Genomic DNA, 10,097 nt, shown 5'->3' with positions numbered 1-10,097 from the left:
CGACAGCAAGCTTCGAGGCTGCGATTTGGTGAAAATCAAGATCGGCACACTCGTAGCTGGCCCCGCCATCCGCTCGCGATCGATGGTGATCCAGCAAAAACAAGCAGACCAGTCCAGTTCGAGATCACTGCTGACACAAGAGCCAGCCTGCTTGGCTGGCTCGAGCGACGCGGCGGTACGATCGATGACTACGCCTTCCCGAGTCGAGTCGTGGCCAATGGCCACCTGAGCACCCGCCAATACGCCAGGCTTGTGGACGAGTGGGTCACGGCCATTGGTTTGGCGCCAGAGGAGTATGGCACCCATTCTCTGCGTCGGACCAAGGCATCGCTCATCTACAAAGCAACAGGAAACCTGCGGGCCATCCAAATCCTGCTTGGCCATAGCAAGATCGAAACCACAGTGCGGTACCTTGGCGTAGACGTCGACGACGCTCTCTCGCTATCAGAGGCTACCGAGATCTGATCAAGCGACTTCGCCGACGGTCGCTTCTGCACCGTCGGCGAAGCGCCCCATTTCCGACGTCAGGGATCTTTCGCCGATCCCTAAAGAGCTGCCATCGCTCTCTGGCGCACTAGGCGAGGTCGAGCCAAGCTGCGTCGGAACATCTGTCAACTGTCGACGCCTTTGCCCGGCCTCGATCTTGCAAGGGAACTGGTCCGCCCGACCGGACGCGCTTCAGTGCGAGTTGAAGACAGCCTGATACTCGGCAACGGCGGCGATCGTTGCCTGCTTTTCGGCATCCGTCGGAGCGCTTGGGTCAGCGGCAATCGGCAAAGCGCCAAATTTCATGAGCGACGCCATAAGCAGGAGCCGTGCCTTGATAGCGGTCAGATTGGATCCGGCAATGACGAACGGGTAGGGGTCCGCGAATCCCTCCGGTGCTCCGCGACCGACACGCACTGTGGGAATGCCGCTGAACGTGGCTTTCAGGACCAGCGCTTCGCGGGATGCTGACGGCAACCTACCATAGGGGACCAGCCCTTCGGTGATGAAGCCGGATAGCCGGCCAAGCTGCAACTTGTGTTCCAAGTGCGCCACGAGCTCCGTCACATCATCGGGTTCAACGGTATAGTCTTCGTCGGAATAGCTGCCTTCTTTGAGAATGGAGACCGAAGGGATCGCGTTTTCGGTCAGTTTGCCGTCAGCGCCCTTGATGGTGACATCGATGTGCTGAAGTTGGCCGTCAATGCGCTGTGCCGCTTTGGTGGAGGTGGGCAGCTTGGTGATGTTCACGTCGGACAAGTAAGTATGCTTGTAGGCCGGAACGTACATCAGCGAGATGTCACCGTTGTGGCTCGTCTGTCCCAGAATGCCGCCATGCCCGCCGGTTGCAGCATACCCGCCGGGCCGGGCGTCGACCTTCGTAACTTCGCGTGCGGCAAAGTACTGCTGCTCCTGCACCACGACGGTCCCGCACCGATTGGCCCCACTCTCGTCTTTCCAGATGCCGGAGCGGATGAACGCGATCGAGTCTACAATGTTCTTTGGCCCGTCATTGCTAATCTGGCCTTGTGGTCGCTGCGCGGCGTTTCCACAGATCGGTAGCTTTGTGTCGATCAACAGGTTGAACCAGTAGGCGGTTTCTTCGACCTGAGGGCTGCCTTGCGTCCACACCAATCCGTCGTACTTGCCGCTATCGGCGATGGCTTGAGTGTCGTTGGTGATTTTTGCCAAAGCAGGACGGGCAGGGGCCGTCGATAAATGATGCGGTTTGTAGGCGTTGAAGTGCAGGCCGCGTTGCTCTGGGGGAATATCGCCCTCCCCAACATCTGTGCGTAGGTGTGCCGGTACGCCTTTCTTGAACCCTCCCGGCGGCATCACACGATAGAACTCGACCTCTGCCTGTTCTGAAATGGCGTTGGCCACCCCTTGAACGCCGATCGATAGCCGGTCGATTTCTTCGAAGCTGCGCGAGCCATCCGGGAAGAATCCCTGGCGTGCCTTTTCTTCAGGTCCGCCTGGGACCGCCATTTCTTCTTCCCAGGCGCTGCCGTCCGCCTGCCTGGCCATATAGGGCAGAGGATACAACCCGTCTTCGGGCAAAAGGTCGATCTTGTAGACCGGCCGATCGTCCGGCGACTGCCGCTCAGCATTCACGGCCCCAGAGGCATCCATAAAGCCATCCGGCGGCCCATATAGTTCGGCGGCATCGGCTTCAAGCGGATGCGCTGAATACTGCTCGACAAAGATCGTCGCCGGTGCGGCAAGGCGTTGCGCCCGCAGAGCATCGAACTTCATTTCGCTGCCATCCGGGTTTGTGCGTGCCGGCAATCCATGAGCCTTGCGAGCCTTGTTGGAAGTGACCAGCGGGGGGGTGTTTTGAATCGTGGCGGTGGGACCAGCCAGGTGAGCAATGCGCACTTTTGTATTTTTAGGGTAGTGGACAGTCATGCGGGCCTCCGTTGACAAGCAAATGCGGACTGCAGACATCAATTGTATACATCCAACTTTTGGACCCTTTTTCAGCGATCGCCGAGTTATAGCGAGGCGGAGTTTTGATGTCGCTCAACTATCTGGACATAGTCGAATTTATTCTGCAAGCCTAAAGAATGTGCATAAGTGTGAAACGATTAGCATTTAGACAAATGCTGAGGGCAGGGAAAACAGCGACTTAGATTGTATACTTTGACTGCGTAATGAGAGCTGTGTACGCAAAATTTCAGCAGTTTCCGGCATTTAGCTTGTAGACTGCTAGGCGAAACATCGCGGTGAGGGAGATTGGCACGCCGGTTGCACTGAGAATGCCAGCCACAGGCAATCAAGCAGCACAGTGGAGGCATGCACATGCGATTAACACAATCAACTCTTGGCCAGATGAAGGCGCTGGTCCTGGCAGGGGCGGCCGCCCTCATTACCACTATGTCGGCCAACGCTCAGTCGACTGTGACTGTGGCGATGACCGCCGGTGATATTCCCGACTGGTCGGGTCAACCCGACCAAGGGTTCGAGGGATACCGATTCGTCGGCTATTCGCTGTATGATGGCCTGCTTGCCTGGGATCTGTCCTCAACGGATGAAGAAGTTGATGTCGTTCCTGGCCTCGCTACTAGCTATGAGGTTGATCCGGACAACCCGAAGCGCTGGATTTTTGATCTGCGCCAGGGTGTTACATTCCATGACGGGTGCGAGTGGAACGCTGATGTCGCCGTGTGGAATATCGAGCGCTTGATCAACGAAGCGCATCCCGCCTTTAACCCGGCGCAATTCGCACGCGCCCGCTCTCGCACCAGCAATATCGCAGGCGCTGAAAAGATCGACGAGGCTACGTTCGCGATCACGACGAGCGATGAGGAATCACTGTTTCCCTACAATCTGCCTTACGTCTTCATGGTGTCGCAATGCGCCGTTGAGGAGGCGGGCAATGATTGGGCGGCATATTCGGACAATCCCTCAGGCACTGGGCCGTATGTGTTTGAAAGCGTAGTCCCTCACGAGCGGCTGGTATTGGCAAAGAACGAGAATTACTGGAACGAAGATCGCATTCCAAAACACGACAAGCTCGTGCTGATGCCGATGCCAGAAGCGACGACCCGCGCTTCGGCACTGCTCTCGGGACAGGTGAACTTCATCGAAGCGCCATCGCCGGATATGATTCCGGCTCTCGAAGGCGCCGGCATGAACGTTGTCACCAATGTTTACCCTCACACATGGCCCTATCTGTTCAACACTATGGAGGGCGCCTTTACCGACAAAAGGATCCGTCAGGCCGCCAACTATGCTGTTGACCGTGAGGCCATGCTAGCCATGCTCGGCGGCGTCGCAACCGAGAGTTACGGTGCCTATATCCCCGAGCAGGAAAACTATGGCGATGTGTTCGTGTACGAACACGATGTCGAGAAGGCTCGCAGCCTTCTCGAAGAAGCCGGATGCATGCCATGCGAGATCAAGGTCGCGATCTCGACTTCCGGCTCGGGCCAGATGCAGCCGCTGCCAATGAATGAGCTCGTCAAGGCGCAGCTTGAGGAGGCTGGCTTTGAGGTCAACTTCGAAGTCATCGACTGGAACACCATGATCACGATGTTCCAGCAGGGCGCTGTGGCCTACCCGGATTACGACGCCATCAACTTCTCGTCCGCCGTCATGGAGCCGTTCAGCTTTGTCCGTGGGTTCATGTCGCGCTACCAGTCGCCAAATGGCGGCAATTGGGGCGGCTACAGTAACCCCGAGGTCGATGACCTCCTCGAACAGGCGCTCACTACCTACAACATTGACGAACAGAACGAGCTGATCCGCGAAGCCCACGAGATGATCACCGAGGATGCGGCGCGTCTGTTCATCGTGTCGGACCTCAACCCGCGGGCCTTAGCTCCAAACCTCTCCGGGTTCGTTCAGGCCCAGAGCTGGTTCCAGGACATGACGCCGATCATCGTCGAGTGATCTCCCTGCCGCCGCGCCGTAGGCGCGGCGGTCCTCCCGGCACAATCGCAGCCATGCCGGCCTAGACCGAAAGGGGTACACGCCATGTGGATCTACGCAATACAGCGCACCCTCTACGCCATTCCGATCGCTGTCGGGGTTTCGATCATCTGCTTCGGGCTAGTTTATCTCGCCCCGGGTGATCCCATTCAGTCGCTGCTGCCACCTGACGCGACAGTCGAGGATGTGGCGATGATCCGGCGGCTCTACGGGCTCGATCAACCTTTGCCGATCCAATATCTGGAATGGCTGATGCGCGCGCTGACCGGTGACCTTGGCACATCGCTACAGACCAACCGACCGGTTTCATATGAAGTTTTCAACGCGCTTGGCAATACGCTGTCGATTGCCATTGGCGCGGTGCTTTTGGCCTTTATCCTGGCTTTCGCGCTCGGCACGCTTGCGGCCTACAATCGCGGCAAGCTCATAGACAAGTTCGCCACAGGCATTTCCGCCGTCGGCATTTCCATTCCTAATTACTGGCTGGCGATCGTTCTCGTCATCGTCTTTGCCGTCACCTTTCGAGTGCTGCCCGCCACCGGCATGGGCAGCGGCGGTTCGGAGACGTTCAATTGGTTCGATTGGAACCAGGTCAAATACGCCGTTCTGCCAATGCTGACGCTGGCCATGATCCCGCTTGGCGTCGTCACGCGCAGCACGCGCTCTGCGGTCGCTGACACGCTGGGCCAGGACTTCGTGCAAATGCTCAGGGCCAAGGGGCTCTCCAATGTTGCGATCCTGACGCACGCCGTTCGCAATGCTCTGCCGCAGATTCTCGCGGTGATGGGCTTGCAGCTTGGATATCTGATCGGCGGATCGATCCTGATCGAGACCATCTTCACCTGGCCAGGCACCGGCTTTCTTATGAGCAAGGCGATCCTCACCCGCGACATTCCGCTGTTGCAGGGCACTATTCTCGTTCTCGCGCTCAGCTTCGTTCTCATCAATCTCGTCGTCGATCTGCTGCAGACGCTGGTCGACCCGCGCATCAAGCGCGCTTGAGGAGGCTCGCCATGACAACCGAAATCGGTCCCGTTGCAGCCCGAAGGGCAGACGCGGTTACTCCTGCCTACAAGCCAAAGGGCTATTGGCACACCGTTGCTGAGCGCCTGAGCGACGATAAGGCGACCATTGTCTTTCTGACGATCATCATCCTGGCGATCCTTTCCGCAGTGTTCGCGCCGATCATCGCACCGCATGATCCCTACGCCACGAGCATGATCGCGCGCCTTAAGCCGATCGGAACAGAGAGTTACCTGCTGGGCACCGACGAACTCGGGCGCGATATGCTCAGCCGTCTGCTGTACGGCGGGCGCATGAGCCTTGCCATGGGGATCCTGCCGGTGCTGTTCGCAGTGGGAATTGGTGGATTGCTTGGCGTACTCGCGGGCTTTGCAGGCGGCGTCACCAATACGCTGATCATGCGCACCATGGACGTGTTCTATGCCTTCCCTTCCGTGTTGCTGGCCGTGGCTATTTCCGGAACCATGGGTGGGGGCGCCGCCAGCGGCCTTCTGGCTCTCACTCTGGTCTTCATTCCCTCGCTCTGCCGTATTGCCGAGACGGCAACGACACAAATTCGGTCGCTGGATTTCGTCGAGGCGGCGCGCGCAACCGGCGCGTCGAGTCTGTCGATCATCAGCCGGCACATCATCGGCAACGTTTTGCCACCGGTTTTTATCTACGCCTCCAGCCTCGTCTCGGTCTCGATACTGCTCGCCGCCGGCTTGTCATTCCTCGGGCTTGGCGTTGAGCCTCCGACGCCTGACTGGGGGCAAATGCTCTCTAATCTGCGTCAGGCCATCTACATCCAGCCGTTGGTTTGCGCGCTCCCCGGCATCGCCATCTTCATCGTTTCGCTGTCGTTCAATCTCGTCAGCGACGGGCTACGGCATGCCATGGACGTGAAGTCCTGAGGAGGACCGAAATGACATCTGTTTCAAACAGCAAGACCATTAAGCCGAATACCTTGAAGGCGGTCCCGCCCGGCGACCCGCGTGATCGTGGCGGGGCACTGCAGCCGCTGCTTCTGGTCGAGAACCTCAGGAAGCATTTCCCGATCAAAGGAGGGATTTTCAACCGCCGCGTCGCAAGCGTCAAAGCCGTCGATGATGTGTCGTTCGAGGTGCTCAAGGGCGAAACACTCGGTGTTGTCGGGGAGTCCGGTTGTGGAAAATCTACGCTCGCCCGGCTGTTGATGAACCTGATCGACCGAGACGAGGGGGCTCTCGTTTTCGATGGCGATCAGGTCGGCGATCAAGGCGGAATCAGCCTGCGACAGCTTCGTCGCAACATGCAGATGGTGTTTCAGGATTCGTCCTCCTCACTCAATCCACGTTTACCGATCATGGATAGTGTCGCGTATGGGCCTCAGGTTCATGGCACACCATCCAAAGTTGCGCAGCAGACGGCTCGTGAACTACTGGAAAAGGTTGGGCTAAGCCCGGACCTGTTCGCCTCGCGCTATCCGCATGAACTCTCCGGTGGTCAGAAACAGCGCGTGAACATTGCGCGGGCACTGGCGCTCGATCCGCGCCTGCTGATCCTTGATGAAGCGGTTTCGGCACTCGACAAATCTGTCGAGGCGCAGGTGCTCAATCTCCTGCGCTATCTCAAGACCCATCTCAGCCTGACCTATCTGTTCATCTCCCACGACCTGCACGTGGTGCAATACATCTCGGATCGAGTGCTGGTGATGTATCTCGGCGAGATCGTCGAGATTGGCCCGGTAGACGACATCTATTCCACTCCGAAACATCCCTATACCCAGGCGCTGCTAGCCTCGCAGCTCAGCATGGACCCGGCCGAGCGAGTCACTGAAGCTCCGCTGTCGGGTGACCCGCCAAACCCGGTCGATCCGCCGAGTGGCTGCCGGTTTCACACGCGCTGCCCTTTTGCCGAGACTGTGTGTTCGCAAAACACGCCATCTCTCGGAAAGCGGAACGATCCGCAGCGGCACTCGGTCGCCTGCCATATGCACGAGCCAGGCTCGGGTCACAGCCGAACACAGTCGCCGCCCGTCTACGTCCCCTCCCACGGTGCAGCGACCCCAAAGAATGAGCGGCGTCTCCAGGGAGCACTCTGATGTCCAGCACCGCGATCCGCGAACCCGGAACAAGCCTTTCGACCGACGAGCTTCTCAATGTCTCGGATCTGTCGGTCGAGTTTTCCACCCGCCGAGAGTCCGTCCAGGCGGTGAACGGCGTGTCCTTCTCTCTCCAGAAAGGAGAGGTGCTGTGCATCATCGGCGAGTCAGGGTCCGGCAAATCGGTGACGATGCGCTCGCTAATGCGGTTGCTGCCGGAAAGCCGCACGCACATTGGCGGGAATATCACGCTTGATGGTCAGGACGTCCTGGCGATGCGCAACCGTCAGTTGACCGCAATGCGCGGTTCCAAGGTTTCGATGATCTTTCAGGAGCCGATGACCGCTCTCGATCCCGTCTACAGCATTGGAGATCAGATTGCCGAAGGTGTCATGCGCCATCTCGGCAAAACCCGGAAAGAGGCGACGGCGCGCGCTCTCGAACTTCTCGAGCTGGTCCGGGTCCCATCGCCCGAGCGGCGACTGCGGGCGTATCCGCATGAGCTTTCCGGCGGTTTGCGTCAACGCGCGATGATTGCCGTGGCACTGTCCTGCGCCCCAAAACTGCTGCTAGCGGACGAACCCACCACCGCACTCGATGCCACCGTACAGATCCAAGTGCTCATCTTGCTCAAGAAATTGCAGGAAGAGATGGGCATGGGGATCATTTTCGTCACCCATGACCTCGGAGTCGCCGCGCAGATCGCTGACAAAGTGGCGGTCATGTATGCCGGTCGGCTTGTGGAATACGGGCTTGCCCGCGACATCCTGCTGAACCCACGCCACCCCTACACGATCGGCATGCTGAACTCGACCGTTCGCGGTCAGGATCGCAGCGTCGACATAGAAGCCATACCGGGCAACCCGCCCGATCTGCGCAACCTGCCGCCGGGATGCGCCTTCGCACCCCGCTGCGGCTTCGCCCTGGAGCAGTGTTCGGCTGCCCAGCCAGAGCCGGCGGCGAGACCCGATGCCGGCTATGCGCGATGCATTCGGCTCGACGAGACCGCCAAAGTTGCAGAGCGCCACCCAATCAAGGCCTAGGCCTCACAAGGAGAAGTCAAATGCATAAGGTTTCCATTCCCCAGCACATCGTCGACCGCGTAATCGAACGTCGTGGCGACGCACACATCCATGCCAATCTCGACCCATCGCGGACCGCACTGATCGTTGTGGATCTTCAAAACGCCTTCATGGTCGAAGAATACGCAGCCGCGTTCGTACCGGAAGCGGTTTCCGTCGTGCCGAACGTCAACAAGCTGGCTACGACCGTCCGCGAAACCGGCGGCAAGGTCTTCTGGATTCGCAATACCATCACCGATGAAAGCCGCGAGAGCTGGTCCCATTGGTACGACATGGTAGCCTTTGACAAGAGCCGCGCCGAAAAACGTCAGGCAAACATGGTGATGGGCGCGATCGGACATGAACTGCACCCTGATCTCATCGTCGAGCCGGAAGACGAAACCGTGTTTAAGCATCGCTTCAGCGCCCTCATCCAGGGATCATCCGACTTGCATGAGCGCCTTCAAGCTGCCGGTATCGATACCGTGTTGATTACGGGCACGGTCACCAATGTGTGCTGCGAGTCGACCGCACGCGACGCGATGATGCTGAATTACAAGACCATTATGGTGAGCGATGGCAATGCTGCATTGACTGACGAAGAGCACAACGCGTCGTTGATCAGCATTTACTCCACATTTGGCGATGTGATGGATACCGAGATGCTGGTCGGTTGCCTCTACGGCGCTTCCGAGCGCAAGGTTGCCGAATAATCACGTCCGTTCAGCGGCAAGGCGGATCGCCTTTAGGCGGTCCGCCGATGGAGGAGAGCCTTTCATGACCACACGCAGTCAAATGATCGTCAGGCGGCTTCGAGATGCGATTCTCGAAGGTGACTACCGCGGCGGCACCAGAATGAACGAGATCGACCTTGCGGAGAGTCTCGGCGTATCTCGCACCCCGGTGCGAGCTGCGCTTTCGATTCTCTCAGCGGAGGGTCTATTGATCTACACCCCGAACAGTGGCTTTGTGGTCCAGACCTACACCTCCAAGGATATTGAAGACATTTACGAACTTCGCTCGACGCTATCGGGCCACGCAGCACGGTTGGCTGCTGAAAAAGGCCTCGCGGACGAGCATATCCAACAGCTGCAACTCAACATTGCCAATACTGCCGAAATTGTCGAGTCGCACGAGTGGGGCCCCGAGAGTGTCAGGCGCTGGGAGCAAATGGCGCACGAATTTCATGACGTGATCTATGAAGCAGCGGACAATCCGCATCTTCGGGCTGCCATCCAGCGAACACGCGACATTCCGGTGATCAAGGACATCCGCTTTCGCTGGCTCAGTCCTGATTACATGCTGCGCAGCCACCAGGATCACGTCACGATCTTTGATGCTGTACGGCGCGGCCAGCAGGCAAGGGCAGAGGCACTCAGCCGCGAACTGATCTACCGAAACGGTCAGCGGATCGTTCAGCATTGGCGCAGGATCGAGAAAGTCACGTCCCCTGAATCCGAACTCTCGCGCGAACTTGAAGATCAAAGTCCGTCATCCATCGCGATTTGATTCCTTGATCGCAAGCTGCAGCA

Annotated in this window: 8 protein-coding genes and 1 pseudogene; 8 read left to right on the top strand and 1 reads right to left on the bottom strand. The window is 58.4% G+C overall.

Going from position 1 to position 10,097, the window contains the following annotated elements:
• Positions 1-465: pseudogene (locus IE127_RS06670) on the top strand (tyrosine-type recombinase/integrase); the annotation flags it as partial.
• 213 nt (positions 466-678) lie between these two features.
• Here IE127_RS06670 and IE127_RS06665 read toward each other — a convergent pair.
• Positions 679-2,241 (bottom strand): asparaginase domain-containing protein, encoded by a 1,563-nt coding sequence (locus IE127_RS06665; RefSeq protein ID WP_210310429.1) that lies wholly within the window; start codon positions 2,239-2,241, stop codon positions 679-681.
• 546 nt (positions 2,242-2,787) lie between these two features.
• On the opposite strand from IE127_RS06665, the gene IE127_RS06660 reads away from it, so the two are divergent.
• From IE127_RS06660 to IE127_RS06630, 7 genes are all read left to right on the top strand, one after another.
• Positions 2,788-4,380 carry an ABC transporter substrate-binding protein gene (locus IE127_RS06660; RefSeq protein WP_189424477.1) on the top strand — a complete coding sequence of 531 codons (1,593 nt, stop codon included), beginning with the start codon at positions 2,788-2,790 and terminating at the stop codon, positions 4,378-4,380.
• An 84-nt stretch (positions 4,381-4,464) separates the two neighbouring features.
• The gene (locus IE127_RS06655; protein WP_189424475.1) at positions 4,465-5,421 is read left to right on the top strand and encodes an ABC transporter permease; all 957 of its coding nucleotides are present in this window, start codon (positions 4,465-4,467) and stop codon (positions 5,419-5,421) included.
• A gap of 11 nt (positions 5,422-5,432) precedes the next feature.
• Positions 5,433-6,335, top strand: a complete 903-nt coding sequence (locus IE127_RS06650) for an ABC transporter permease (RefSeq protein WP_189424473.1) — start codon at positions 5,433-5,435, stop codon at positions 6,333-6,335.
• Positions 6,336-6,346: 11 nt separating this feature from the next.
• The gene (locus IE127_RS06645; protein WP_189424471.1) at positions 6,347-7,504 is read left to right on the top strand and encodes an ABC transporter ATP-binding protein; all 1,158 of its coding nucleotides are present in this window, start codon (positions 6,347-6,349) and stop codon (positions 7,502-7,504) included.
• Positions 7,504-8,547, top strand: a complete 1,044-nt coding sequence (locus tag IE127_RS06640) for an ABC transporter ATP-binding protein (RefSeq protein ID WP_189424469.1) — start codon at positions 7,504-7,506, stop codon at positions 8,545-8,547. The genes IE127_RS06645 and IE127_RS06640 overlap by 1 nt, the downstream gene beginning before the upstream one ends.
• Before the next feature lie 20 nt (positions 8,548-8,567).
• Positions 8,568-9,278: an isochorismatase family protein gene (locus IE127_RS06635; RefSeq protein WP_189424467.1), complete on the top strand. Its 711-nt coding sequence runs from the start codon at positions 8,568-8,570 to the stop codon at positions 9,276-9,278.
• 64 nt (positions 9,279-9,342) lie between these two features.
• Positions 9,343-10,074: a GntR family transcriptional regulator gene (locus IE127_RS06630; RefSeq protein WP_189424466.1), complete on the top strand. Its 732-nt coding sequence runs from the start codon at positions 9,343-9,345 to the stop codon at positions 10,072-10,074.
• Positions 10,075-10,097: the final 23 nt, after the last annotated feature.

This window comes from Devosia pacifica (assembly GCF_014652635.1).
Taxonomy (GTDB): domain Bacteria; phylum Pseudomonadota; class Alphaproteobacteria; order Rhizobiales; family Devosiaceae; genus Devosia; species Devosia pacifica.
Note: the sequence above shows the minus strand (reverse complement) of the source record. Positions and strands in the feature narration are given on the sequence as shown.